The following is a 24,734-nucleotide window of genomic DNA, read 5'->3' as shown; positions in this document are numbered from 1 at the left end:
CCTACCACCGAAAGCGCCGACAGCGCGGTCTCGGGAAGTTGACGCCCATCGAGTACGAAGCAATCATCAACCCACAGGCAGCACTCGCGGCCTAAACCAACGAGTCAACCCAACCTGCAGCAGTCCCGTCTGACGCATCACAGGACTTGAGGAGAGGCCAGCATGGCAACGGATTACGCCACGATTGTGGTGCGGCGCGGGAACGCGGACGCGTGGGAGAACAGTCAGCGTCCGCTCGCTTCTGGTGAGTGGGGGTACGACGAGACGTCGCGGGTCATCAAGATCGGTGACGGTTACACGATGTGGCCGGACCTCGCATCAGCGATCACCGCAGGTGTCACCGGGCAACTGCCGGACGATGTTCGTGAAGCGCTCGCTGCGAACCTCGCCGACCCGGAAACGGCGGAAGGCGCGGCCATAGCGACGACTGCCGCTGATGCGGCAAAAGAGGCGGCTTCGGAAGCAACGTCCGCCGCGACCATTTCCACCGATGCTGACGGCACACCCGTCTTGCAGATCGGAGTTTGACCTGTGTCTAAGCCCATCCGTGTCGTCAGCCCTGAGAGCATCGGTAAAGCACCGATCACCTGGTTCGATGGTGCCCGGTACGGCCTGTTCTGCCACTACACGTTCGGTGGCACCGCCAACCCGCAGACCATCACTGCGAACGGGACGAAGCAGACCACCACTGAGGGCATGGCCGCGGCGTTCGACGCCGACACGTTCGCAGCGAACTGCGCGAAGTTCGGCGTCGAGTACGTCATCTTCACCGCTTGGCACTACGCGATGAACATCCTCGGCCCGAACGCCGCGATGGACTCCTACCTGACAGGCCACACCGCGCAGACTGACGCAATTCAGAAGCTCATCACCGCGCTGAGGCCCTATGGGATCAAGCTGCTGCTGTACGTGCACCTCACCGACGGCAACGACCTGACGAGCGCCGAGCAGACCACGACCGGTTGGAACGACTCGACTGGCGGGTACGCCACCTGGAACACGTTCGTCACGTCGATCCTCACGGACATGGGGAGCCGGTACGGCACCGGCATCGACGGGTACTGGATCGACATGGTCCAGTCCGCCGAGTTCCAAACCCGCATCAACCTCACCACCCTGAAGCCGGCGCTCCTGGCAGGTAACGCACGCCGTGTGATCGTCGGCAACGGCGGCAACAACGACGACGCCACCCCGATCCCCAACCTCGTCCAGCACCGCACTCGGGAGTACATCGCCCCGCCGACGGATGCCACGCAGCTGCTGTCTGGCTACTCGCAGGTCGCGATCATCGAGTCGCGGTACGCGGAGTGGTGGGCCACGGCGCCCGCGTCGTACAGCTCGGCCGTGAAGTACACGCCTGCCGAGATGTTCCGCTACACGGTGCTGCAGGCGGGTACGAACACGAACGGCGGTGGAACTGCGTGGGCGATCGGGCCGTACGCCGGGAAGTCGGCATCCATCTGGGAGCCCGGCCTCGAGGACGCCATGACGACGCTCGGTGCATCGATCGCCGCGCTGGCTGAGTCGATCAAGAAGACGCGACCGTCGACTTCCTGGGTGACGCCGAACACGGCGAAGCTGTCTGCCGTGCCCAACGGGTTCGTTGCGACGACGTCCGCGGATGCGTCGAAAGAGTACATCCACGTCCTCACCCCGCCGACGTCGGGGAAGACAGTCACGCTGCCGGCGCCATCGGACGTCGCTGCGATCGCGTTCGAGGATGCGTACAACCTCGCGACGGGCAGCCCGGTCACGTTGCAGCAGCTCGGCGACGGTAGCTACGCCGCGACCCTGGCCTCCTCGGACTCGTGGTCAACGACGGACACCGTGATCGTCCTCCGTCGCCGGGCGCTGGGCCGCGGAGGAGTGAGCGAGCCGCGGCTCTGGTTCGGACCGGAACGCTTCACGACTCCCTCATCCGGGACGACCGCGGTCCTCCTGCCTGCCGGTGCCGGAAGCAGGTTCCCGGTGTGGCAGATGGGTCCAGATACGCCGACTCAAGTGCAGTGCTCGTTCCGTGTGCCGGATGACTGGAACAGCTTCTCCGTGGAGATGCTCTTCACACAGCTCGGCGCCGGGACGGGGACCGCGTACTTCACGACGAACCGCTCGCAGGTCGCTGTCGGCTCCCTGCTGAGCGCGGGAGACGAGAACCCAGCGGACACCCTCGTGCAGATGTCCGGAACGGTGAATCAGCTGTCATCGGTGCAGATCATGCGCCGACGGCAGAACACCCGCGGCGCGCTCAATCACATCCGTGTGCAGCGCTTCGCGTCGAACGGGTCCGACACCGGGCCCACGCTAGGCTTCCTCGGCCTCGTTCTGGTCCGTTCTACCTAGGCGCAGCCGCTACGACCCCCTCGGGTTCCTTCGGGAACTCGAGGGGGTCATTCGTCGTTGTCGGCCCCATCGGTCGCCTCGGCCAGATAGGACGCGTCGTTGGGACGGGCGAGGTCGCTTTCCTCTACCCCCAAGAGTTCAGCGTTGTGGCGCAATGTGAGATCCATCTCGCCGGCCATGGAGCGGACGGAGGCTGGAACCGGATTGTCGTGGAACGGCGAAACGGCGTCACCGACGACGAAAGCCCAACCGAACTCAGTTCCACTGGCAAGCGAGCGCTCCGCGGCCTCGAGCTTGCCCACATGGGCCCCGCCGGAACGGTTCCCGAGCATCAGCACGAGGTTCCTTCGAGAGAAGGAGATCCCTCGCCCGTCTTCGATCACGGCCTCGTTCCAGTACGTCTCGAAATCGACCCACTCGTTCGGGAACGCTTGCAGGTCCGCCTCGCTGTACGGCTGGTACGACATCTTGCTCCCGTTTTCAGTCGCCTCAACCTGCATCCACGTGAGTTGCTGCGAGGGCAGGAGGTTGTGCGGGTCAACCGCTCCGGAGGTGAACCACTCCATCTGATCCCGCTTGCCGAGCTGCGTCAGCAGGCTCGTCCCACCATGGTCATGAACCAGGACTCGGATTGTGACCGCGAGGCGCTTCGCCTCGTGCTCTCGACCTTCGTCGTAGGCATCCATGGAGAGCTTCAGGAAGTCCCACTGCTCGAGAAGGTCGATGGTCGTGGCGTCATAGCTCTTAGAACGAGGCACCGTCACATCCTGCTTGGTCGGACAGCATCCCGCCAGACCCATGCGCACTCGGCAGCTTGCGAGAACCCCCACTCGACGAGCGCAGCGCGCTCGGTGTACGCGATGACGTGCGCCTCGACCTCAAGAATCCGGTCGAGAGCTGCAGTCCTCTCATGGTTGGTGGGAGCACCCAGTGGACAACTGGTGCGGCCTCGGCGGACAGCGCGTGCGGTGCCGACGATACTGGTGCTGGAGGCGACAGAAGGAGTAGTTATGGCCGCTTCGAAGTACGAGGGCATGGCTGGCGTGGATCCGGTTCGCGTTCAGACGTTGCGGGGGCTTCGTCGCCGGTCCAAGCGCGGAGAGTATGTGCACCAAGACTCGTCGATGTTCCGTGACTTCTTCACCGACCTGACGCCGCCGACCGATCGTGCTGCCGTCGCGCCGATGGCATCACCAACGGTCGATCGCGTGGCTCGCGCTGAGCGAGCAGCGACCGTGGAGCCTACCTCGTAACTCGCTGGCTGCGTGCGCGAGTCTCGGATGGCAGCTCGCCGTACTGAGCGCTGTAGTACGCGGAGAAGCGGCCAAGGTGCGAGATTGAGACTGATCTGGCGGCAGTAGCGACGCTGTCCCAGCAGTACGGATTTGCCAGGCGGTCGTGGGCGTACTGGAGACGGAGCCGGCGCAGAAGCACGAAGGGGGTGGTGCCGAGTTGGAGGCTGAACGCTTGTTGCATGCTCCGCGGGGACCAGTCGCCCGAGCGTGCGACGTCGTGCACGGTGAGTGGCTGACGGTAGTGCCCTTCGAGGAAATCGAGGGTGCGTCCGATGCGCGCTCGGTACCGGTCTCGATCGATGCCGAGGCGCTCAAGGTCTCCACTAGGCATACCGCAGCATAGGACTCCGCCATCGAGCCGCCCCCGCACAACCCGGTCCGGTTCGACTGCGGGGACGTGCCTCCGTGACGAAGGCCCGTCCCCGTAGGACGAGCGTTGTCCTCCCCGGATCAGGTGGGGAGGCACTCTCACCGGCATGACCGGTTAGCTCTATGCTGCCAGACTCAGTGCCCCTCGAACAGGGGGTGTTTGAATGTGCTGGGCCGTCACCGCTCTTTGGCAGAGAGTGACGGCCCAACTGGATGCGCTCGACGAAAACGCATCCGACCCGTCGGGGTACCGGACAGGAAACCCCGACGGGTCGAGCCTACGTGCGGGGGTGGCCACTGTTACGGAGGGCCGAGCTGCAGAAGTGGAGGTCGTTTCGGCCTGTCACGGAGTTTCGCGACGTGTTGTGGGAGTGGTGCCGCCACCCTGATCGATCACTGTCGGCACCACTCCCCCGGGCCCGCGAGGACCGCGGACCCTCACCCAGGAGCAAGCTCAAACCGGGCTTGACCCGACGATAGACCCCGTCTTGCCGAGGTGGAAGAGCAGCCGCCCGCTGTATCCCGCATCTGTAGTCACAGCCAGTCCACGCGCCACGTCAGCCGGTCCCGGATTAGAACAACACGTGTCGCACGGTGCACAGTAGGACGTGGCGGGTCTGTTCGGGTCAGGTCCGCCAGGGGTGCCGACGGCCAGGGAAAGCGTCGGCACCCCACCTTCGGGGCGAAACCTGACAGCAGGTCAAGTCAGAGCGGTACATTCGGCGGGTGCGCTCCGCGGCGACCCTGGCTGCGTGACACTCGCCCCCGTTGAGTGGCGAATTCGACTGCATGCCTGATCGCTACGGCTACATCGGATCGTGCGCACCCGGGGTGCCCCGGACGGAGACCCGAACCTGTCAAGGGCACCCCGAACCCTCGATCTCTACCTCACAGCAATCTGAGTTGAGGTCGGCTTCGAATGCCTGCTGTAACAGGGGTCAGGGCGGCCCGACCTATTGCTCTTCGGGTGAGCGCAGGTCGGGCCGCTTCTCTAGACATCGCCATGCGCTTTTGATGCACCGCAGAGTCACGTCACTCGTCGAAGCCGTCGTCCTCATCATTGAGCCGAAGATCGAACCACTCCAGATCATTGACATGCAGGAAGAATCTCCCCGTTGAATCCTGCATACCCATCTTCGCCCAAGTCGCAAACGAAGCACCTTCGAGGTCCTCGGTGGCCTCGAAACCCTTCTGCCTCATCAGCACCGCCATCTGATCCGGCTTGAGGACGACCGTCGGCGGTTTGCCTCGCGCGGTGTTGAGCCAGTAGGCCCCGTCCTTGGCCTGGGCATACCGCACTGTTCCCCAGTAGATACGGTAGTTCCTACGGTGGCGTTCGATCACGTCGCTGCTTTCGACACATGCAGCGCGCACGGAACGATGCGATCCGTCTGGCAGGTCGATCGACTTCCGTGAGTTCCGGAAACTTCCGTCCCGGCGGAGCATTCTGTGGACGGTGCTGAGGCTTCGACGGGGTACCGACGCCGGGCCGGAGGCAGGTCCATCCTTGGCCGATCGCTTTGCGCGTCCATCTGGATCCAGCGGGGCGTCTGGATCGTGCGTGACATGGGCAAAGCCTTGTTGCGCGGTCCGCTGGACCGGGATGAGGGAAAACTCATCCTCGGACATGTCACGCCTGTCCTGGAGGACGAGCGCTCTACGTTCTTCCCGGCCCTCGCTGGTGGTACCCAAGGTGCAGCCTGGTCGGTGAGGACGCGCACCGAAGCACTCTGTCCGACCGTTTTTCGCTCGATTGCGAAAGAAGGCCTCGGCGTTACATGCGATGCATCGAAGACCGACCCTGATCTCTTGCAACCGGGGGCTGGCACGGAGTTCCGACGCCGTGATCGTGCCCCCGTCGACTGTGTTTTTCGCTTCGTTCATTGGTATCCTCCCGACCCGGCCCTAACGCAACTCGTCTCAGCCGAGGGACCAGTTACCGTCGGAGATGATTGTCACGATCGAAGGGCCTGCGTTCGCTGGGACTGACCCCGTGTAGGCGCCGATCTCGTTGACGGCGAGGTTTGGCATGCCGCTCTCGTCGTACTGTGTGACGGCGAAATTCCCCTCGCCACCGGCATTCGCGATCTTCCACGTTGCGGCTGGACCGGCGTACTTGAAGACGCCGTCCCCGCTACCGGTCTTCGGGAGTGTGGTGGCTGAGCTGACCGGGCTGATCTTGATAGTCCACTGGCCGGTACCCGTCACCTTCAAGGTCTTCGGGGCTTCGCCAAGTCCCGCGAGGCCGTAGGCAGCGGTGCCATTGTAGTTCCCGATTGTGTTAGCAATCAGGTCCGTGGTGGGCTGATTGGAGGCATCGAGTGCTTGGATGGCGAAGTTCCCTTCGCCAGTGAACGTCGAGGTGACGATGCCTGCTTTCGCGTCGGGAAGCGTGATCACACCATCAGTGGTGCCCGTCTTCTCGACGGCTTTGAACGAGCCGAAGTCACTGTAGAAGCCGTTCTCGGACTTCGCCGCTGTGGTGGGTGAGTCGCCGCTCTCCGAGCTCGTCGTTGAGCTCGCGTCGCCGCACCCTGCCAGGGCGAAGGCGGCGAGAAGAGCGGCTGTGATGGCGATAGCCGGAGCGAACTTGCGCATCGGGTCCTCCTGTAGGTGTGCTGAGCGAAACGCTGTGAGCCTAGCCATGCTGAGCATGTGTCGGTAACCCTCAGTTGAGGGCCACGTCCGCTGACGCCGATGATCGACGGATGAGCGGTTCGTAAGCTCGTTCCAGGGCAACCCGGAGCAGCGCTCGGTTCCCCCGCGAGCGGTAGCGACGGGACATGAGGTACGTGGAGTGGCCGACGATCTCCGCGATCGTCACTTCGTCGACGCTCTCCGCTGCGTACAGCAGGTCGACAGTGGTGTGCCGTGCCGAGTGCAGCGTTGCGTTTGGAAGGCCGGCACGGTCGAGGACGGAGTGCCAGTACTCGTTGTCCACACGTGGGTCGACCGGAGAGCCATCGAGGGCCGTGCCGCTTCGGGCTCGCTTCGGATCGGAACTCCACAGCAGACCGTGCGGGTTGGGTTCCTCCGCGGCAACCTGCACGCGGCGTTCGATGATCGACCGCAGCGGCTCTACCAGCGGTACTACACGCCACCCAGCCGCGGACTTCGGCCGGGACAACCACAACCCACCCGTCAGGTGGCGGAACTCCTGATCCTCCGGAGCGTCCAGGTGCCGTTCGGGGCACTTCGCCCCCTGCTTCGCACGACACACCGCCTCCCACGGCTTCGCTCGGTTGCAGCCATGCGACCACGAGAACCGCTTCAACTGCCACGACAGGTCGAGCTCGTCGGTGACGCGGTCGAGTTCGATGCCGAGGAGTTCCCCCTGACGTGCGCCGGTGAGAAGGGCGGCGGCGATGCGAGACCCGAGCCGGTCATGCTGCACCGTCTCGAGCAGCCGGATTCCACCGGCCGCGTCGAGGACCGTCATCGTCGGGGCTTTCTTTTTCGGCTGGTCGACGAGCGGTGCAACGTTCCGGGTGACACGTCCGTCGCGCATCGCGTCACGAAGGGCGAGGGACAGCACCCGGTGTGCCTGCTGCGCGGTGGCGCCACCCAGTCCTCGGCCGCGGATGAACTCCTCAACCTGCCCGACGTGGGTCGGCGTGAGCGCACGGAGTCCTACGGTTCCGATCGCCGGCACGATGTACTGCTCAATGCTGGTCCGGTACGAAGCGATGGTCTTCGGGGCGATCTTCTTCGAGTGGATGTGCGCGAACCAGTGACGTAGCCACGTCTCCAGCGGCTCGCCGTCGTCTACTCCGACGTCGGCAAGCGCGGCAGCCAACTCAGCGCGGTTCTCGGCGCTGAGTCCGCTCACGAGCGCCTGCCAAGTCATGCCCTGAGCGTCGTGCCACAAGCACCTCGGAGTCAAATGTCACTAGTGCTACTTCCGCGCGTTTACGCGGATCGAAGGCAGTAACGGTTCTGTAACTTCCGGCCGGGCCCCGTCCGGTCCGCGCCCCGCGGATGGCCGTCAGAGGTTCGCAAACTCCTCCGCGACGGGGACCGCCCTGATGCTCGGGGTGCGGCCGATCGTGTTCAACCCCGGCCGGCGGCGCACCCCCGTTCGGGGGCTAGGGCGGCACTCAGGATGCCCATAGCGTTCCCCTCGGGGGCGGGCAGCACCGAGGGGCGGTGCTGACACCCTCTGGGGAAGGGGAAGCGATGTGAACGAACAACGCAGTATCGATCCACCTAGTGGGCTATCACGAAGGGGACTCATCGGAGGGGTCGGAGCGATCGTGGCTGCTGGCCTCGTCGCCGACGCAGCTTATGGCGCCAGGCCGGCAGCGGCAGCCACCGTTTGGTGGTTTCCGTTGGCGACGGCTAAGAGCTACTCCTCCGGGTACGGATGGCGAACGCATCCGGTCACCGGGGTCAGGTCGTTCCACGACGGCGTCGACATCCGAGCGAGCATGCTTACGCCCGTCTACGCCATGCGGGACGGCACCGTGAATTTCGCCGGGCTACACGGCGCGACCGTCAGCGAGGGTTTCGGCAACTACGTCCGGATCCAGCACGCCGATGGCTACGAAACCGGGTACGGACATCTCCAGTACATCGACGTGGCAAACGGGCAGAACGTACAAGCCGGGACCCTCATCGGTCGCAGCGGCAGCACCGGAGTCTCGACTGGACCGCACCTGCACCTGCTCATGCACCAGAACGGGTCGAGCGTCGACCCGACAGCGATTCTGAAGGCTGCTCCGCTTGCGACCGGCACAGCACAACCCATCGACGTACCGACAGACGAAGAGGAAGACGACATGGCAAACGTGATCACGGTCTCCGTGCCCGACGGCAGCACAGGGCAGGTGTGGTGGTCGGTCAATCTTGGCGACAACACCAAGGCCCGGATCTACAACGGTACCCAGCTGACGTTCCGCAGGAACATCGGTATCCCCGAGTACAGCAACCAGCCCCCGCAGACGCTGCAGGGCTACAGGGAGCTGCCGACAACCTGACGCAGTAGTCAGGCAGACCGGACATCGAATGGCCCCCTCATACGCTGCGCGTCGCGAGGGGGCCATTCGCGTCTGCAATGGAATGCGAGCTGACGGCGCGGTACGCATCCTCGCGGAGCGAACGCTGTGTGCACTGCTGTGTGCACTTGGCAAAGAAAGTAGCCCCGCTCGGCAGGCCTGGATGGGCGTGCTGAACGGGGCTTTTCCTCGGAGCCGCCTGTCGGAATCGAACCGACGACCTATTCATTACGAGTGAATCGCTCTACCGACTGAGCTAAGGCGGCGCGCTCGCTCCGAACCCGGAGCGGCACGATCAATGACTATACAGGCTCAGACGAGCGAACGCGAAACGAGCACGCCGAGCTCGGCGAAGGACCTGCGGAGCTCGTCGACCAGGTGCGAACCGGCCTCGGACCCGGACCACTCCCACCATGCGTGCCGGAGCGCACCGAGCGCCACGATCGACGCCAGGCGCGCCCGACGGCGGAGCGCATCGGGGTCCGCAGCGAGCTCGGGGTCCTCGCGCTCGAGCCGCCGGGTGACCGCCGCCTGGATCTCGGCCTGGAACTCCTTCATCGACTCCATGCGCCGGCTGAACAGCTCGGGGTTCGCCCGGAGCACCTGCTGCCGTTCCTCGATGAGTCCACGTTCCTCGATGAGCTCCTGCGTCGAGTGCACGAGCAGTGCACCGAGGTCCGACAGCAGGTCGCCGTCCGGTCCGCCGTCGACGAACTCCTGCAGCGCGGCGTCGTCGGGCAGCTCCGGGTCGTCCCCGAGGATCGCCTGTTCCTTGCTCGGGAAGTAGTTGAAGAACGTGCGGGGTGAGACGTCGGCTCGACGCGAGATCTCGTCCACGGTGACCGCTCCGAGGCCGTCCTCGATCGCGATGCGGAGCGCCGCCGCCTGGATGGCGCGGCGGGTGGCGCGGCGTTTCCGTTCGCGCAGGCCGGGTTCAGCGTCGGGCATGCCGTGATTGTCCCATGCCCCACTCGCCGCGGGGAGAGTCCGTCACGGTCAGTGCCGGACGCGGGCGATCGTGACGAGCAGCGCCTCGAGCGCGAGCAACGCCGCCACGTTCGCGGCGATCCGCTGCCGGGCGAGGGCGATCGCGTCGAGCACCTCGAGCGCCGCGGCCGGCGTGACCGACTGCAGGGCTTGGTCGAGGTGGTCGCGCATCGCCAGGTTGACGGGTTCCGCCGGGGCACCGAGACCGAGCAGGAGCAGGTCGCGGTACAGCGAGGACACGTCGACCAGGATGCGGTCGAGACCGTCGCGCAGGCTGCGGGTCGCACGGCGCTTCTGGTCGTCCTCGAGCAGCCGGAGCTGCGAGCGGAGGGCCGGCGGGATCGTGCCGCCGGGTTCGATGCCGAGCGATCGCAGTGCGGCGTCGCGCTCCTCGGAGTCGCGCTGCTGCGTGATGGCCTTGGCGTCTTCGTCGGCGACGGCGAGCAGGTCGGCAGCGGCCATCACGGCGTCACCGACGCTCCGGACGCCGAGCACGGTCGTCAGGGTGCGGCGGCGACGATCGCGGGCGTCCGCACTCGTCGCCAGGCGCTGCGCCATGCCGATGTGGCTCTGTGCCTGCCGCGCAGCGTCCATCGCGAGGGCACGGTCGATGCCGGTGCGGGCGACGAGCAGGTCGGCGACGGACTCGATCCCGGGGACCCGGAGGCGGACGGAGCGGACGCGCGACCGGATGGTGGGCAGCAGGTCCGCTTCACTCGGGGCGCAGAGGATCCAGACCGTGCGCTCCGGAGGTTCTTCCAGTGCCTTGAGCAGCAGGTTCGAGGTGCGTTCCGTCATGCGGTCGGCGTCCTCGATGATGACGATGCGGTACCGCCCGACCGAGGGCGAGTAGTACGACGACGTCACGAGCTGCCGGATCTCGTCGATGGTGATGATCACGCGCTGCGTCGTGAGCACCGACACGTCGGGGTGGGTCTTCGCGGTGATCTGCTGCAGGGTGTGGTCGTCGTCGGGACCGTTGCCCACGAGGGCCGCCGCGAACGCCGTCGCCACGTTCGACCGTCCGGACCCGGGGGGACCCGTGATCAGCCACGAGTGCGTCATGCCGCCGGTGCCGCCGGTCGACTCCGCGGCGTTCCGGAGGGAGGCGACTGCTTCTTCCTGCCCGGTCAGGCCGTCCCACACGCTCACGGGACCATCCTGTCAGCGACCACCGTCACGCGGGCGACCACCGTCACGCGGGCGACCACCGTCACGCGGGCGTCCACGGTCATGCCGGGTCGATCGCGACGAGTGGAGCGACCGCGGCACGGATCGCACGCTGCACGTCCTCGGTGGAGCCGCCGGCGTCGACCACCAGGAAGCGGTCGGGTTCGGCCGCCGCCATGTCCAGGAACGCTCGTCGCACCGACTCGTGGAACGCCTCGGCCTCGGACTCCAGGCGGTCGAACGTGTCACCACGGGCCGCGGCGACCCGGGCGCGTCCGACCGTCACGTCGAGGTCGAGCAGGATCGTCAGGTCCGGCGCCAGGCCGTCCGCCGCCCACTCCGACACCGAGCGGATGTGCTCGGAGCCCAGACCGCGCGCGACGCCCTGGTAGGCGACCGACGAGTCGATGTACCGGTCCTGCAGCACGACCTCGTCACGGGCGATCGCGGGACGGACCACCGTCTCGACGTGGTGTGCCCGGTCTGCCGCGTACAACAGCGCCTCGGCGCGGGGCGACACGTGCCCGCGCTCGTGCAGCACGATCTCACGGATCCGGAGACCCAGGTCGGTGCCGCCGGGCTCGCGGGTGCGCAGGACCGTGCGGCCGTGCTCGACGAGCCACGCCGAGAGCAGCTCGGCCTGGGTCGTCTTGCCCGCGCCGTCGCCGCCCTCGAGCGTGATGAACCGTCCGGTCACTTCTTCTTCGCCGGTGCCCGTCGGGCCGGCGTCTTCTTCTTGACGGGGCCCTTGGCGCGCTTGTCCGCGATGAGCTGGACCGCACGGGCGTGGTCGACCGCCTCGACGTCCTCGCCCTTCGGGATCGTCGCGTTCGTCTCGCCGTCGGTGACGTAGGGGCCGAACCGGCCGTCCTTCATCTTGATCGGCTTGCCGGACACGGGGTCCGCCTCGAACTCCTTGAGCGCGGAGCTCGCGGCACGGTTGCCGCCGTACTTCGGCTGCGAGAAGATCTCGAGCGCACCGGGGAGGTCGATGTCGAAGATCGCGTCCTCGCCCGGGAGTGTCCGGGTGTCCGTCCCCTTCTTCAGGTACGGGCCGTAGCGACCGTTCTGCGCGGTGATGTCGTTGCCGGTCTCCGGGTCCTGTCCGACCACTCGGGGCAGGTCGAGGAGCTTCAGCGCGGTCTCGAGGTCGACGGTCGCCGGGTCCATCGACTTGAAGAGCGAGGCGGTCCGTTCCTTGGGCGCCGCGGCCTTCTTCGTCGTCTTCTTCGCCGGGGCCTTCTTCGCCGGGGCCTTCTTCGCTGGGGCCTTCTTGCCGGTCGTCGTCTCGGCGGGGGCCTCGGCCGCTGCGGGCTCCGGGGCGGCGGCTGCGGCGTCGACGACCTCGCCGGTCTTCGGGTCGACGGTGGGCTCGGCCGCTGCGGGCTCCGGGGCGGCGGCTGCGGCGTCGACGACCTCGCCGGTCTTCGGGTCGACGGTGGGCTCGGGCTCCGGAGTGCGCTCCGTGACGTAGGGACCGAAGCGGCCGTCCTTCGCCAGGACCTCCTTGCCCGTGTCCGGGTTGATGCCCACGACGCGGTCGCCGATGACGGGGGCGTCGACGAGTTCCTTGGCCTTCTCGACGGTCAGCTCGTCGGGTGCCAGGTCCTCGGGGACGTTGACGCGACGCGGCTTCTCCGGGTCGTCGCTCGGCACCTCGATGTAGGGGCCGTAGCGACCGATCCGCAGGGTGAGGCCCGGTGCGAGCTCGACCGAGTTGATCTCACGCGCGTCGATCTCACCGAGGTTGTCGATGACGGTCCGCAGGCCACGCTGGTCGTCGTCGCCGCCACCGAAGTAGAAGCCCTTGAGCCAGTCGACCCGGTCGGCGTCGCCGCGGGCGATCCGGTCGAGGTCCTCTTCCATCTCGGCGGTGAAGTCGTACTCCACCAGTTCGCCGAAGTACTCCTCGAGCAGCCGGACCACGCTGAACGCGATCCAGTTCGGCACGAGCTGGGTGCCGCGCAGGGACACGTAGCCGCGGTCGATGATCGTCGGGCTGATCGTCGGGTAGGTCGACGGACGCCCGATCCCGAGCTCTTCCAGCGTCTTGATGAGGCTGGCCTCGGTGAAGCGCGGCGGCGGCGTCGTGTCGTGCCCCTTCGCCAGCACGTCGTGCACCTCGAGGTGCTCGCCCTGCTTGACGTCGGGCAGCGCGACGTCCTGACCGGCACGCTCGCTCGACTCGTGGCGGTCCTCGTCGCGGCCTTCTTCGTAGGCGCTGAGGAACCCGCGGAAGGTGATGACGGTGCCGGACGCGGTGAACTCGGCGTCCGTGCCGTTCGCGGTCGACGTGATGCCCTCGACCGACTCGGTCGATGCGATGCCGAGCACGATCGATGCGGTCGACCCCTTGGCGTCCGCCATCTGGGAGGCGACGGTGCGCTTCCAGATGAGGTCGTAGAGCCGCCAATCGACACCGGTGAGCGTGCCCTGGAGCTCCTGCGGGGTGCGGAAGGTGTCGCCCGAGGGACGGATCGCCTCGTGTGCCTCTTGCGCGTTCTTGCTCTTGCTCGCGTACAGACGGGGCTTGTCCGGCACGGTCGCGGCGCCGTACAGGTCGGCCGCCTGCTTGCGGGCCGCGTCGATCGCCTGCTTCGAGAGCGAGACCGAGTCGGTACGGATGTAGGTGATGTACCCGTTCTCGTACAGCGTCTGCGCCGCACGCGCCGTCTGCCGCGGCGACAGACGCAGCTTGCGCGCTGCCTCCTGCTGCAGGGTCGACGTGGTGAACGGTGCCGCCGGACGGCGGGTGTACGGCTTCGAGTCGACGCTGCGGACGGTGGCGTCCCCGGCGCGCTCGAGCACGGTGGTCAGCGAGGCGGCTGCGGCCTCGTCCAGACGCACGACGTCACCGCTGAGCGCACCGCGGTCGTCGAAGTCGCGCCCCGAGGCGACTCGGGTGCCCTGGATCCGGGCGAGTCGCGCCGAGAAGGAGGACTCCCCCGCCTTCTCGAACCGAGCGGAGAGGTCCCAGTAGTTGGCCGAGACGAAGGCGAGACGCTCGCGTTCGCGGTCGACCACGAGCCGGGTCGCGGCGGACTGCACGCGACCGGCGGAGAGGCCGGGAGCGACCTTGCGCCACAGGACCGGCGAGACCTCGTACCCGTAGAGGCGGTCGAGGATGCGGCGGGTCTCCTGCGCGTCGACGAGGGCGGTGTCGAGCTCACGGGTGGCCTCCTGCGCACGCTGGATCGCCTCCTTCGTGATCTCGTGGAAGACCATCCGCTTGACGGGGACCTTCGGCTTGAGGACCTGGAGCAGGTGCCAGGCGATCGCTTCACCCTCGCGGTCCTCATCTGTTGCGAGGTAGAGCTCGTCGGCATCCTTGAGCGCACGCTTGAGCTCGGCGACCGTCTTCTTCTTGGCGTCGGACACGACGTAGTACGGCTCGAAGCCGTTGTCGACGTCCACCGAGAACTTGCCGAGGGAGCCCTTCTTGAGCTCGGCCGGCAGGTTCTTGGGCTCGACGAGGTCGCGGATGTGTCCGACCGAGGCCTGGACTTCGTATCCGTCACCGAGGTATTGCGCGATCGTCTTCGCCTTCGCAGGGCTCTCGACGATCACGAGCTTCTTCGTGCCTGGCACGTGTCTCCTTGATCCGTGGTGCTGGTCGGCCCTGGACACGAGCGTGTCCGGGTCGCCCGGGACATCGGTGACCGGTGGCCGACAGGCACACCATACACACCGTGGTCGGGGTGGTCGTCCGCCGGACCGGCGACCGCGGATGCGCCGACGGCGAACGGTCCGGAGCCGACGACCACCCGCACCCGGGCCGTCGCGGCAGCGAGGTCGCAGGCCACGAGGGTCGAGCCGTTCGCCCGTGCGACCCGCTCGGCGACGTCGCACGGCGACCCCGTCAGGAGTCCGATGGACGTCGCAGCGGCCGAGGTCGCGGCGGCGTCGGCGGCGTCCCCGGCCCGGATCGCCTGCGTGCGGTGTCCGGCGGCGGCGAGCGCCGACGACGCGACGAGCACCCCGACGCCGAGGACGGCGGCGACGAGCACGGTCACCGAGCCGCGCTCAGGGTCAGCGTCCCCCGGCCGCAGCACACGCCGTCGCCCGGAGCGGCAGCGCCGAGAACGGACCGGTGCTGCCGCGCGTGGCGTCGACGCAGACCAGGTCGTCGGTACGCCGGATCGTGACGGAGGATCCCGGCGCGATCTGCTCGGCGGCGGCGAGTCCGACGGCGTCGTCCCCACGCCCGACGCCCCGCGCAGCCGCCGCGGCGGCCGACTGGAGGCGTCCCTGTCCGTCGACGACCAGCACGGCCGCGACGAGCAGGGTGAGGACGAGCGCGACGGCGGGCAGCACGACCGCGAACTCGACCGTGACCGATCCCCGGTCGGAGCCCCGGTCGGAGCGCCGCTCGTGGTCACAGCGACAGGGCACCGCGGACGAGCTCGGTGAGGATGGTCTGCACCTCGCCCGAGCGCATGACGGCGACGAGCACGCCGGCGAACGCCACGGCGGCGAGGATGACGACCGCGTACTCGGCGGTCGCGGACCCCTGGTCGTCCTGTGCGACGGCGCGGAGCCGCTCGACGACGCGGTTGGCCCGACGGATTCGGTTCGAGGTGGTGCTCATGGGTTCGTCCCTTCTGTTGCGGTCATCCCAGCGTGGCGCGTGGCGACCGGGCGATCAGGGCCTCGATCGGCATCTGTGGAGAGGTCATCGCGCACCGACGACGGTGGAGGAGAGGACGCCGACCACGACGGGGACCACCCCGACGAGCACGAACGCGGGCAGGATGCAGACACCGAGCGGCAGCACCAGTCGGACGGCCAGGCGCTCGGCCGCGGTGAGGCCTGCGGCAGCAGCGTCGTCACGGACGTCCTCGGCGGCGCGGCGCAGCAGTCCCGCCGCGGGCACGCCCGCTCGCCTGGCCAGGTCGAGGACCTCGCGGAGGCGGACCACGTCGGCAGCCGGCGGGACGATCCCGTCGGCGGCACGACGGACCGCCTCGCCGGCGTCGATCCACGAACCGCCGCCCGCGACGGCCACCGCCCAGGCGTCGAGGACGATTCCGGGCACGCGTCCGTCCGGCGTCGCCGACCGGACGAGCCGCGCGGTCCAGGCACGCCCGGACAGGACGAGCACGGCCGCGAGCGCCGAGCAGACCCAGCCGAGCGGTGAGCTCGTGAGGACCTGCACCGCTCCGGAGCCCCACGTGGCCCCGAGTCCGAGGCCGAACAACGGCAGCGCCAGGACGACGCGGGCGCTGGTGCGCGGGCCGGCGAGGGCGACCCGGATCGCCCGGTCCGACGCTGCCGATCGGCGGAGCGCTCCGGCGAGGGCCCCGAGCGTCTCGGCGACGGGGGCGCCGGTCCGGTCCGCGACCCGCAGGACGACGGCGATGTCCGCGGACGCGGGAGCGGTCCCTGCGGGGAGCCGGCCGACGAGTTCCCAGGCGCGCGGCGGCGGGACCCCGGCGGCGACGAGCGTCGCGACCCGGTCGAGGGTGCCGGCCACGCGCGCCGGGTCGAACCGCACAGGACGCCGGGCCCGACGCCCCAGGAGCGACCCCGTGCTCACGGTGCTCCGTCCACCGGGCGCACCACGAGCCTCCCGTCCGACCCGACGTGGAACGCGCCCACCGCGACGAGCCGTCGTCCGCCTGCCCGACGCTCGACGTGGAGCACCAGGTCGAACGCGCTGACCGCTTGTCGGGCCAGCGCCTCGACGCCGAGCCCGGCGAGGGCGCCGAGCGCCTCGAGCCGGGCGGCGACGTCCGCGACACCGTTGGCGTGCACGGTGCCGGCGCCCCCGTCGTGGCCCGTGTTCAGCGCGGACACGAGCTCGCGGACCTCGGCACCGCGGCACTCCCCCACGACGATCCGGTCCGGGCGCATCCGCAGGGCCTCACGCACGAGCCGGTCGAGGCCGAGCGCGCCGACGCCCTCGGCGTTCGCCTGCCGCGCTTCGAGTGTGACCACGTGCGGATGGGCGATGCGCAGCTCGGCGACGTCCTCGACCGTGACGATCCGCTCGTCGACCGGGACGGCGCCGAGCATCGCGGCGAGCAGGGTGGTCTTGCCGCTGCCGGTTGCACCGGTGACGAGGACGTTGCGGCGCCGGTGCACGGCGTCCTCGACGACGGAACGCGGCACGTGCTCGAAGGTGCCGGCGCGCTCGAGCGCGGCGAGGGTCGGCCGGGCGGGGTGTGGGAGCCGGATCGAGATCGCCGTGCCGCCCACCGAGACCGGGGCGAGCACGACGTGCACCCGGATCCCGTCGCCGTGGCGGACGTCGGCGCACGGCGTGGTCTCGTCGACGTGGCGTCCGCCGAGCGCCACCAGGCGCGTGGCGAGCTCGCGGGTGCGCGTCTCGGTCAGGCGCGGCGCGGCGGTTTCGAGTCCGCCACCACGGTCGATCCAGGTGCCGACGCCGCCGACGACCAGGACGTCGGTGACCCGGGCGTCCGTCACGAGCCCGGCGAGTTCCTCGAACTCGACGACACCGTGCGTCCGGCGCCGAAGGGCGGCAGCGGCAGCCCCCGGCGGACGAACCCCCGGCGGAAGAGCCCCCGCCCCGGGCGGGGACGGCCCGGCCCCCGGCAGGAAGGGCCCGGACCCGGGCAGGGACGGCGTGGCACGGTGACGGCGCATGACGCCAGAGCGTAGGAGGAGAGCCGTTTTCGGCATCCGGTGCCACAACCAGCCTGTGGAGAGGTAAGCGCCGATGGTACCAACGGACCGATTTGTCCCCCGAAACGGAAAGCCGTACCCCACTCAGTGAGGAGTACCCGACACGGCGCGACGGCAGACCACACGAGCAGGTCCCGTCGATCGCGGGCGCCGAGACGGAGTAGCAATTGCTACGAGCCCGCCGACCGTTCCATGCGTGAGCATGTACCGGTCTGTCCACTCGACCGGCTTCCCCGTGCGGATCGCCGCCGATCGTCGGCGGTCGGCGAGCGCTGACCGCTCGAGCCGGACCCGGACAAAAGAAGAGGCGGCACCGGTTGGGGGGAACTGGTGCCGCCTGGACACCGAAGGATTGGGGGGAATCCGATTCGGTGCCGCCGGAAACGAGTCCAGCAGGAACTACTGTACCCCACGATCCGCCCCCCGGGGCAACCCCCGACACGACCGCCGGGCGTGCCGCCGCGACCGGGACAGCCGACCCCGCCCGACGTGCCGCCGCGACGAGGACACCGCCGGCCCCACCGTCGCGGCCCGGCTGGCCCGCACCCGGGCCGCCGCTGGTCACGGAACCACGCAGCGCACCGGCCGAGGGGTAGTCTCCGTGGCGCACCCTGAGGACGCAACGACGCGAAAGGACATCGATGTCCACTCCGACCCAGACCGACCACCGCGAGGACGACGGCGCCACCTTCCCGCCGACACCCGAGTTCGTCGCCGACGCCGTCGCGCACGAGGACCTGCACGAGGCCGCCGCCGCCGACCGCGAGGCCTTCTGGGCCGAGCAGTCCCGCAGCCTGCTCGACTGGCGCACCCCGTTCACGCAGACCCTCGACTGGTCCGGCGCCCCGTTCGCGAAGTGGTTCGCCGACGGCACGCTCAACGTGGCCGAGAACTGCCTCGACCGGCACGTCCGCGCGGGCAACGGCGACCGGGTGGCGATCCACTTCGAGGGCGCACCCGGCGACACCCGCCGCATCACCTACGCCGAACTCACCGCCGACGTGCAGCGCGCCGCGAACATGCTCACCGACCTCGGTGTCGGGCAGGGCGACCGCGTCGTCGTCTACCTGCCGCTCATCCCCGAGGCCGTCGTGACGATGCTCGCCGTCGCCCGCATCGGCGCCGTGCACTCCGTCGTGTTCGGCGGGTTCAGCGCCGAGAGTCTCCGTGCGCGCATCGAGGACGCCGGCGCGAAGCTCGTCGTCACGGCCGACGGCGGTTGGCGGCGCGGCGCGGTCTCCGCGCTCAAGCCCGCGGTCGACGAGGCACTCGAGGGCGAGGGCACCGAGAGCGTCGAGCACGTCCTGGTCGTCAAGCGCGGCGGCAACGAGATCGCCTGGAACGACCGCGACCTGTGGTGGCACGACGAACTGGCGAAGGCGGACGCCACCCACGAGCCGCAGGCGTTCCCCGCCGAGACCCCGCTCTTCATCCTGTACACCTCGGGCACGACCGGGAAGCCGAAGGGGATCGTGCACACCTCCGGCGGGTACCTGACCCAGGCCGCGTACACGCACAAGAACGTGTTCGACATGCACCCGGAGAAGGACGTCTACTGGTGCACCGCCGACATCGGCTGGATCACCGGGCACTCGTACGTCGTCTACGGCCCCCTGGCGAACGGCGTGACGCAGGTGCTCTACGAGGGCACGCCCGACGAGCCGAAGCCCGGCCGCTGGTGGGACATCGTCGACTCCTACGGCGTCACCGTCCTGTACACCGCGCCGACGGCGGTCCGTGCGGCGATGAAGGCCGGCCGTGAGATCCCCGAGGCCCGCAGTCTCGAGACCCTCCGTCTGCTCGGCAGCGTCGGCGAACCGATCAACCCCGAGGCGTGGAACTGGTACCGCCAGGTCATCGGCCACGACCGCACGCCCATCGTCGACACGTGGTGGCAGACCGAGACCGGCGCGATCATGATCTCCGCCCTGCCCGGCGTCACGAAGCTCAAGCCCGGTGCCGCGCAGACGCCGCTGCCCGGCATCGTCGCCGAGATCGTCGACGACGACGGCAACCGCGCCGATCCCGGCGAGAGCGGCTACCTCACGATCACGGAACCGTGGCCGTCGATGGCGCGCGGCATCTGGGGCGACCCGGACCGCTTCGTCGAGACGTACTGGTCGCGGTTCCCCGGCCGGTACTTCGCCGGCGACGGTGCACGGCTCGACGGCCAGGGCGACATCTGGATCCAGGGCCGCGTCGACGACGTCATGAACGTCTCGGGCCACCGCCTGTCGACGGCCGAGATCGAGTCCGCACTGGTCGGGCACGAGGGCGTCGCCGAGGCCGCCGTCGTCGGGGCCGCCGACGAGACGACCGGACAGGCGGTCGTCGCGTACGTCATCCTGACCGCCGAAGCCGCCGCCGACGTCGACCGCGAATCGGCGTCGACCGAACTCCGCAACTGGGTGGGCAAGCGCATCGGTGCGATCGCGAAGCCCCGCCAGGTGGTCATCGTCCCCGAGCTGCCGAAGACGCGCTCCGGCAAGATCATGCGGCGCCTGCTCCGCGACGCGGCCGAGGGCCGCCGCATCGGCGACACGACGACGCTGGCCGACCCGACGATCATGGCGACCATCGCGGAACTCATGGAGTCCCGGTAACGGAAGCAGGGCCTCCCGTCCGTCTCGGACTGGAGGCCCTGCTCACGTTCGTTCCGTCGGTCGCTGCCGTCAGGCGGTGAGCTCCACCACCAGCTCGACCTCGACAGGAGCGTCCAGCGGGAGCACCGCCACGCCCACCGCGCTGCGCGCGTGGACGCCAGCGTCGCCGAAGACCTCGCCGACCAGCGTGGAGGCGCCGTTCGCGACCCCGGGCTGGCCCGTGAAGGACGGCTCCGACGCGACGAACACGGTGACCTTGACGACCCGGGCGACGCGGTCGAGCGAGCCGGCGACCGACTCGACGGCGGCGAGGGCGTTGAGGGCTGCCACACGGGCCTGCGCGGTGGCGGTCTCGGCGTCGACCGACGCCCCGACCTTGCCGGTGACGGGCAGTGCGCCGTCGACGAACGGCAGCTGGCCGGCCGTGTAGACGTACTGGCCGGTGACGACCGCGGGGACGTACGCCGCGACGGGTGCGGCGACCGGCGGGAGGGTCAGCCCCAGCTCGGCGAGGCGGTCCGCGATGCTCATGCGTCGGCCTTCGGGCGCTTGAGGTACGCGACGAGCCCACCCTCGGGGCCGGTGACGATCTGGACCAGCTCCCAGCCCTCGTCCCCGTAGTTGTTGAGGATGGCGGTGGTGTTGTGGATCATCAGGGGCGTGGTGAAGTACTCCCAGCGAGTCATGCGGTTCCTTGCCAGCCTTTCAGTCGTGGGTGTCGTTTAGGCTGCATCCTATGTCTGCCCAGAAGACGTCTGCCTCGCGGACCAAGCCCGTCTCAGCAGTCGGCGCCTTCATCGGATTCGTCGGGTTCAGTGCCCTCGCCGGCCTGCTGGTCACGATCGGGGTCACCCCGGCCATCGCGGTCGCCGGTGTCACGACGACGTCGACGATCGGTGTGTTCGAGTCCCTGCCGGAGTACATCGAGATCGGTGACCTGCCGCAGCGCAACGAGCTGTACGCGTACTCGGGCGGCAAGTCGGTGCACTTCGCGACCGTCTACGACCAGAACCGGCAGGAACTGAAGTTCGACCAGATCAGCGAGCAGCTCAAGAACGCCGCCATCGACGGCGAGGACAAGCGCTTCTACAACCACGGTGGCGTCGACATGACCTCACTCATCCGCGCGGGCGTCGGCAGCGTCGCCGGCGGGCTCGGCGAGTCGGGTGGTGGGTCGACGTTGACCATGCAGCTCGTGCGCAACATCAAGATGAACGAAGCGCTGAACCTCCCCACCAAGAAGGAACAGCAGAAGGCCTACAACGAGGCCGTCGAGCAGACCATCCCCCGCAAGCTCGAGGAGATGAAGCTCGCGATCGGGCTGGCGAAGAAGTACTCCAAGAAGGAGATCCTCACCGCCTACCTGAACATCGCCTACTTCGGCGACCAGACCTACGGTGTGCAGGCCGCCGCTCAGCACTACTACAACAAGAGCGCGACGAAGCTGACCCCGGCCGAAGCCGCCTCGCTCATGGCCATCGTGCAGTACCCCGAGGCACGCAACCTGTCGAACCCGAAGAAGTACGAGGCCAACGTCGCCCGGCGCAACGTCATCCTCAAGTCGATGTACGCGCAGGAGAACCTGACGAAGGCCGAGTACGACCAGGCCATCGCGGCGAGCCCGAAGGACTACGTCCACCTGACCGAGCCGTCGCAGGGCTGCCGGGCATCGGTCGGCGACGGTTCGCAGTTCTTCTGCGACTACGCCGTCAAGGTCGTGAAGGAGATGTCCCAGCTCGGCTCGTCGCAGAAGGCGCGCGACACCGCGTGGCGGAACGGCGGCTACAAGGTCCAGACGTCGCTGAACATCGACCTCAACGCCGAGCAGAAGCAGCTCGTCAACACCTACGACAACAAGGCCGAGACCAACCTCGCGCTCGGCGCGACCCTCAACTCGATCGAGGCCGGCTCCGGCCGCATCGTGACGATGGCGCAGAACAAGGACTACGACCAGTCGCTGAAGTCCGCGCCGACGTCGACGTCGATCAACTACAGCGTGGACTACAAGTACGGCAACTCCGGCGGGTTCCAGACCGGCTCGACCTACAAGCTCTTCACCCTGCTCGCATGGCTCAAGGCCGGACACGGTCTGAACGAGGTCGTGAGCGGCGCTCCACGCAACATGTCGACGGGGTGGACCGCTTGTGGCGCCCCCATCACGGCGGGCAACTACAACCCGAAGAACGACAGCCCCGGCGAGAGCGGCAACTACACCGTGGCCGCTGCGACCGCCGGATCGATCAACCTCGCGTTCCTGAACATGGCGCAGAAGCTCGACCTCTGCGACATCCGCGACACCGCGGAGTCCCTCGGCGTCCACCGTGCCGACGGCGGCGAGCTGCAGTACAACCCGTCCGCGGTCCTCGGGACCAACGACATCGCCCCGATGACGATGGCCGCGGCCTACGCTGCCGTGGCCAACAACGGGATCTACTGCAAGCCGATCGCCATCGACCAGATCACGGCGCCGTCCGGCAAGCAGCTCGGCGGCCAGACCAAGGACTGCAAGCAGGCGATCGACCCCGAGGTCGCACACGCAGCCGTCTACGCCATGAAGGGCACGATCACCAGCGGAACCGCACGCGGGGCGCAGACGCCGGACGGCACGCAGCTGTTCGCGAAGACCGGCACCACCGACACCGCGAACCAGATCTGGCTCGTCGGGTCGAGCTCGCGCGTCGCCACGGCGTACTGGCAGGGCAACACCGACGGCAAGCTCAACAACCTCCGTCACTACAGCAACGGCGTGAACGGCACCTACGCCGGCGTCCGTGCCGACGTGTGGCGGCAGGCGATGACCCCGATCAACGCGACCTACCCGGCGGGTCCGTTCACGGACCCGAACACGTCCGCGCTCCGTGGCAACGCCAAGGCGCTCCCGGACGTCCGCGGCAAGAGCGCCGACGAAGCCCGTGCCGCCATCTCGGGCGCCGGCTTCTCGTACGTCGACGGCGGGCAGCAGACCGGCGGCGGCTCGGCGGGCTCCGTGACGACGACCTCGCCGGCAGCGGGCTCGCTCCTGTCGTCGGGCTCCGCCGTCACCGTGTACACGTCGGACGGCTCACAGGGGACCGTCCCCGAGATCGGTGGGGACTCGCTCGGTGACGCCCGCTCCGCCCTCAACGACGCCGGCTTCGGGAACGTCGCCGTGACGGACGACTACGCCAAGGGCGGTGGCAACAAGACCTGCAAGGTCGCCGCCGTCGACCCGGCGATCGGAGCCGCAGCCGACAAGAACACCGACGTGCGGATCAAGCTCTACGGCGACAAGGACGGCAAGGCGCCCAAGGAGTGCAAGTGACGCGCGGTCGCGCAGCACTCGGGGTCCTCGCAGCGGGAGCGGCCGTCGGCGCCGCCTCGTTCGCCTGGGGTTCCCTGGTCGAACGCCGACGCTTCGGCATCCGGTGGGAGACCGTCCCGGTCCTCCCGCCGGGGTCCCGTGACGTCACGGTCCTGCACCTGTCCGACATCCACATGGCGCCGTGGCAGGCCGACAAGCAGCAGTGGCTGCGCGACCTGTCCCTGGTCGAGCCGGACTTCATCGTCAACACCGGCGACAACATCGGGCACCCCACGGCGAACGCGGCGGTGGAGTACGCGCTGGAGCCGTTCCGGGGTGTGCCCGGTGTGTTCGCGTACGGGTCGAACGACTTCTTCGGGCCGTCGCCGCGCAACCCGCTGCAGTACTTCGCCGGTCCGAGCCGGACGCACAGCGCGGCGAAGCCCGTCGAGCTCGACATCGACCGGCAGACGGCGTTCTTCGAGTCCCTCGGGTGGCTCGACCTGAACGACCACGCCCACGCCGTCGAGCTCCGCGGCTCGCGCTTCGAGCTGTTCGGCACCTCGGACGCCCACCGCGACTGGGACCGCCTCGACCTGCTCCCCACGAACGTCGACGAGATGCGCGGCGAGGTTCCCTGGGCCGAGGACGAGGACGGACCCGCTCCCGTCGCGATCGGTGTGACGCACGCGCCCTACCGCCGCGTGCTCGACGCCTTCGTCACCCAGGGCGCCGACGTCATCTTCGCCGGGCACACCCACGGCGGCCAGGTCCAGGTGCCCGGCGTCGGTGCGCTCGTCACGAACAGCGACCTGCCCCGCCGGTACGTCAGCGGACTGCACAAGTGGGAGCACCGGAACCACTGGTCGTGGCTCGAGGTCTCGGCCGGTCTCGGCACCTCGATCTACGCGCCGGTGCGGTTCGCCTGCCGGCCCGAAGCCGTCGTCGTCACCCTGACTGCACGGGCTTCCTGAGCCGACGCGCCCGGGAGTTCGCCGGATGGTCGTGAGCACCCTGGATCATCGGATAGTATTGTCGGGTTGCTCCG

General features: G+C 68.6%; 22 protein-coding genes and 1 tRNA gene. 6 read left to right on the top strand and 17 right to left on the bottom strand.

The features are described from left to right. The first annotated feature begins 162 nt into the window (after positions 1-162). The gene (locus GVL05_RS10955; RefSeq protein ID WP_159573169.1) at positions 163-528 is read left to right on the top strand and encodes a hypothetical protein; all 366 of its coding nucleotides are present in this window, start codon (positions 163-165) and stop codon (positions 526-528) included. A gap of 3 nt (positions 529-531) precedes the next feature. After that, complete coding sequence (locus GVL05_RS10950) at positions 532-2,340, top strand: alpha-L-fucosidase (RefSeq protein WP_159573168.1); 1,809 nt, start codon at positions 532-534, stop codon at positions 2,338-2,340. A gap of 47 nt (positions 2,341-2,387) precedes the next feature. Here GVL05_RS10950 and GVL05_RS10945 read toward each other — a convergent pair whose 3' ends face one another. From GVL05_RS10945 to GVL05_RS10925, 5 genes are all read right to left on the bottom strand, one after another. Continuing rightward, a complete protein-coding gene (locus tag GVL05_RS10945; RefSeq protein WP_159573167.1) occupies positions 2,388-3,098 on the bottom strand; it encodes a hypothetical protein in 711 nt (236 codons plus the stop codon). A gap of 484 nt (positions 3,099-3,582) precedes the next feature. Beyond that, complete coding sequence (locus GVL05_RS20360) at positions 3,583-3,966, bottom strand: helix-turn-helix domain-containing protein (RefSeq protein WP_369122532.1); 384 nt, start codon at positions 3,964-3,966, stop codon at positions 3,583-3,585. Between the two features lie 1,070 nt (positions 3,967-5,036). Continuing rightward, positions 5,037-5,348, bottom strand: a complete 312-nt coding sequence (locus GVL05_RS10935; RefSeq protein ID WP_159573165.1) for a hypothetical protein — start codon at positions 5,346-5,348, stop codon at positions 5,037-5,039. 576 nt (positions 5,349-5,924) lie between these two features. After that, positions 5,925-6,602 carry a hypothetical protein gene (locus GVL05_RS10930; RefSeq protein ID WP_159573164.1) on the bottom strand — a complete coding sequence of 226 codons (678 nt, stop codon included), beginning with the start codon at positions 6,600-6,602 and terminating at the stop codon, positions 5,925-5,927. A gap of 70 nt (positions 6,603-6,672) precedes the next feature. Continuing rightward, on the bottom strand, positions 6,673-7,851 hold the full coding sequence (locus GVL05_RS10925) for a hypothetical protein (RefSeq protein ID WP_159573163.1): 1,179 nt from the start codon (positions 7,849-7,851) through the stop codon (positions 6,673-6,675). Positions 7,852-8,257: 406 nt separating this feature from the next. Here GVL05_RS10925 and GVL05_RS10920 point away from each other — a divergent pair, with 406 nt between their 5' ends. Next, positions 8,258-8,980 (top strand): M23 family metallopeptidase, encoded by a 723-nt coding sequence (locus GVL05_RS10920; RefSeq protein ID WP_123939266.1) that lies wholly within the window; start codon positions 8,258-8,260, stop codon positions 8,978-8,980. A 211-nt stretch (positions 8,981-9,191) separates the two neighbouring features. On the opposite strand, the gene GVL05_RS10915 is transcribed toward GVL05_RS10920, so the two are convergent. The 10 genes from GVL05_RS10915 to GVL05_RS10870 all read right to left on the bottom strand — a co-directional run bounded on the left by GVL05_RS10915 (position 9,192) and on the right by GVL05_RS10870 (position 17,584). Further along, positions 9,192-9,264 (bottom strand) — tRNA-Thr (locus GVL05_RS10915). Positions 9,265-9,310: 46 nt separating this feature from the next. Beyond that, positions 9,311-9,946 carry a TetR/AcrR family transcriptional regulator gene (locus GVL05_RS10910; protein WP_159573162.1) on the bottom strand — a complete coding sequence of 212 codons (636 nt, stop codon included), beginning with the start codon at positions 9,944-9,946 and terminating at the stop codon, positions 9,311-9,313. A gap of 48 nt (positions 9,947-9,994) precedes the next feature. Next, positions 9,995-11,137, bottom strand: a complete 1,143-nt coding sequence (locus GVL05_RS10905; RefSeq protein ID WP_159573161.1) for a DNA polymerase III subunit delta' — start codon at positions 11,135-11,137, stop codon at positions 9,995-9,997. Between the two features lie 79 nt (positions 11,138-11,216). Next, a complete protein-coding gene (tmk, locus tag GVL05_RS10900) occupies positions 11,217-11,852 on the bottom strand; it encodes a dTMP kinase (RefSeq protein WP_159573160.1) in 636 nt (211 codons plus the stop codon). Continuing rightward, a complete protein-coding gene (topA, locus tag GVL05_RS10895) occupies positions 11,849-14,743 on the bottom strand; it encodes a type I DNA topoisomerase (protein ID WP_159573159.1) in 2,895 nt (964 codons plus the stop codon). The genes tmk and topA overlap by 4 nt, the downstream gene beginning before the upstream one ends. Next, complete coding sequence (locus tag GVL05_RS20000; protein ID WP_194672757.1) at positions 14,719-15,168, bottom strand: hypothetical protein; 450 nt, start codon at positions 15,166-15,168, stop codon at positions 14,719-14,721. Before GVL05_RS20000 ends, topA begins: the two co-directional genes overlap by 25 nt. 16 nt (positions 15,169-15,184) lie before the next feature. Next, a complete protein-coding gene (locus tag GVL05_RS10885; RefSeq protein WP_159573158.1) occupies positions 15,185-15,547 on the bottom strand; it encodes a TadE family protein in 363 nt (120 codons plus the stop codon). Continuing rightward, positions 15,531-15,743, bottom strand: coding sequence for a DUF4244 domain-containing protein (locus GVL05_RS10880; protein WP_159573157.1), 213 nt, complete (start codon positions 15,741-15,743; stop codon positions 15,531-15,533). The genes GVL05_RS10885 and GVL05_RS10880 overlap by 17 nt, the downstream gene beginning before the upstream one ends. Positions 15,744-15,827: 84 nt before the next feature. Next, positions 15,828-16,628: a type II secretion system F family protein gene (locus tag GVL05_RS10875; protein WP_159573156.1), complete on the bottom strand. Its 801-nt coding sequence runs from the start codon at positions 16,626-16,628 to the stop codon at positions 15,828-15,830. 59 nt (positions 16,629-16,687) lie between these two features. Continuing rightward, positions 16,688-17,584: a CpaF family protein gene (locus GVL05_RS10870; RefSeq protein ID WP_200849202.1), complete on the bottom strand. Its 897-nt coding sequence runs from the start codon at positions 17,582-17,584 to the stop codon at positions 16,688-16,690. Positions 17,585-18,444: 860 nt separating this feature from the next. Between GVL05_RS10870 and acs the strand changes: the two genes are divergently transcribed. Next, positions 18,445-20,406, top strand: coding sequence for an acetate--CoA ligase (gene acs, locus GVL05_RS10865; RefSeq protein WP_159573154.1), 1,962 nt, complete (start codon positions 18,445-18,447; stop codon positions 20,404-20,406). A gap of 69 nt (positions 20,407-20,475) precedes the next feature. Here the strand turns inward: acs and GVL05_RS10860 are convergent, their stop codons facing one another. Together GVL05_RS10860 and GVL05_RS10855 are read right to left on the bottom strand one after the other, a co-directional pair. Then, positions 20,476-20,937 (bottom strand): RidA family protein, encoded by a 462-nt coding sequence (locus GVL05_RS10860; RefSeq protein ID WP_123338890.1) that lies wholly within the window; start codon positions 20,935-20,937, stop codon positions 20,476-20,478. Next, positions 20,934-21,092 carry a DUF4177 domain-containing protein gene (locus GVL05_RS10855; protein ID WP_017888699.1) on the bottom strand — a complete coding sequence of 53 codons (159 nt, stop codon included), beginning with the start codon at positions 21,090-21,092 and terminating at the stop codon, positions 20,934-20,936. Before GVL05_RS10855 ends, GVL05_RS10860 begins: the two co-directional genes overlap by 4 nt. A 50-nt stretch (positions 21,093-21,142) precedes the next feature. Here GVL05_RS10855 and GVL05_RS10850 point away from each other — a divergent pair, with 50 nt between their 5' ends. After that, entirely contained in the window at positions 21,143-23,707 is a 2,565-nt protein-coding gene (locus GVL05_RS10850) for a transglycosylase domain-containing protein (RefSeq protein ID WP_159573153.1), read from the top strand. Then, positions 23,704-24,660: a metallophosphoesterase gene (locus GVL05_RS10845; RefSeq protein WP_159573152.1), complete on the top strand. Its 957-nt coding sequence runs from the start codon at positions 23,704-23,706 to the stop codon at positions 24,658-24,660. The genes GVL05_RS10850 and GVL05_RS10845 overlap by 4 nt, the downstream gene beginning before the upstream one ends. Positions 24,661-24,734: the final 74 nt, after the last annotated feature.

Source organism: Curtobacterium sp. 18060, from assembly GCF_902706105.1.
GTDB lineage: Bacteria > Actinomycetota > Actinomycetes > Actinomycetales > Microbacteriaceae > Curtobacterium.
The sequence above is the reverse complement of the archived record's forward strand: the minus strand, read 5'-3'. Positions and strand labels throughout refer to the sequence as shown.

What these genes read in the sequence shown, in the direction of transcription:
- GVL05_RS10955 (WP_159573169.1), top strand. Translation starts at nt 163, where the DNA reads ATGGCAACGGATTACGCCACGATTGTGGTGCGGCGCGGGAACGCGGAC.
- GVL05_RS20360 (WP_369122532.1), bottom strand. Translation starts at nt 3,966, where the DNA reads ATGCCTAGTGGAGACCTTGAGCGCCTCGGCATCGATCGAGACCGGTAC.
- GVL05_RS10930 (WP_159573164.1), bottom strand. Translation starts at nt 6,602, where the DNA reads ATGCGCAAGTTCGCTCCGGCTATCGCCATCACAGCCGCTCTTCTCGCC.
- GVL05_RS10925 (WP_159573163.1), bottom strand. Translation starts at nt 7,851, where the DNA reads ATGACTTGGCAGGCGCTCGTGAGCGGACTCAGCGCCGAGAACCGCGCT.
- GVL05_RS10910 (WP_159573162.1), bottom strand. Translation starts at nt 9,946, where the DNA reads ATGCCCGACGCTGAACCCGGCCTGCGCGAACGGAAACGCCGCGCCACC.
- GVL05_RS10880 (WP_159573157.1), bottom strand. Translation starts at nt 15,743, where the DNA reads ATGAGCACCACCTCGAACCGAATCCGTCGGGCCAACCGCGTCGTCGAG.
- acs (WP_159573154.1), top strand. Translation starts at nt 18,445, where the DNA reads ATGTCCACTCCGACCCAGACCGACCACCGCGAGGACGACGGCGCCACC.
- GVL05_RS10860 (WP_123338890.1), bottom strand. Translation starts at nt 20,937, where the DNA reads ATGAGCATCGCGGACCGCCTCGCCGAGCTGGGGCTGACCCTCCCGCCG.
- GVL05_RS10855 (WP_017888699.1), bottom strand. Translation starts at nt 21,092, where the DNA reads ATGACTCGCTGGGAGTACTTCACCACGCCCCTGATGATCCACAACACC.
- GVL05_RS10850 (WP_159573153.1), top strand. Translation starts at nt 21,143, where the DNA reads ATGTCTGCCCAGAAGACGTCTGCCTCGCGGACCAAGCCCGTCTCAGCA.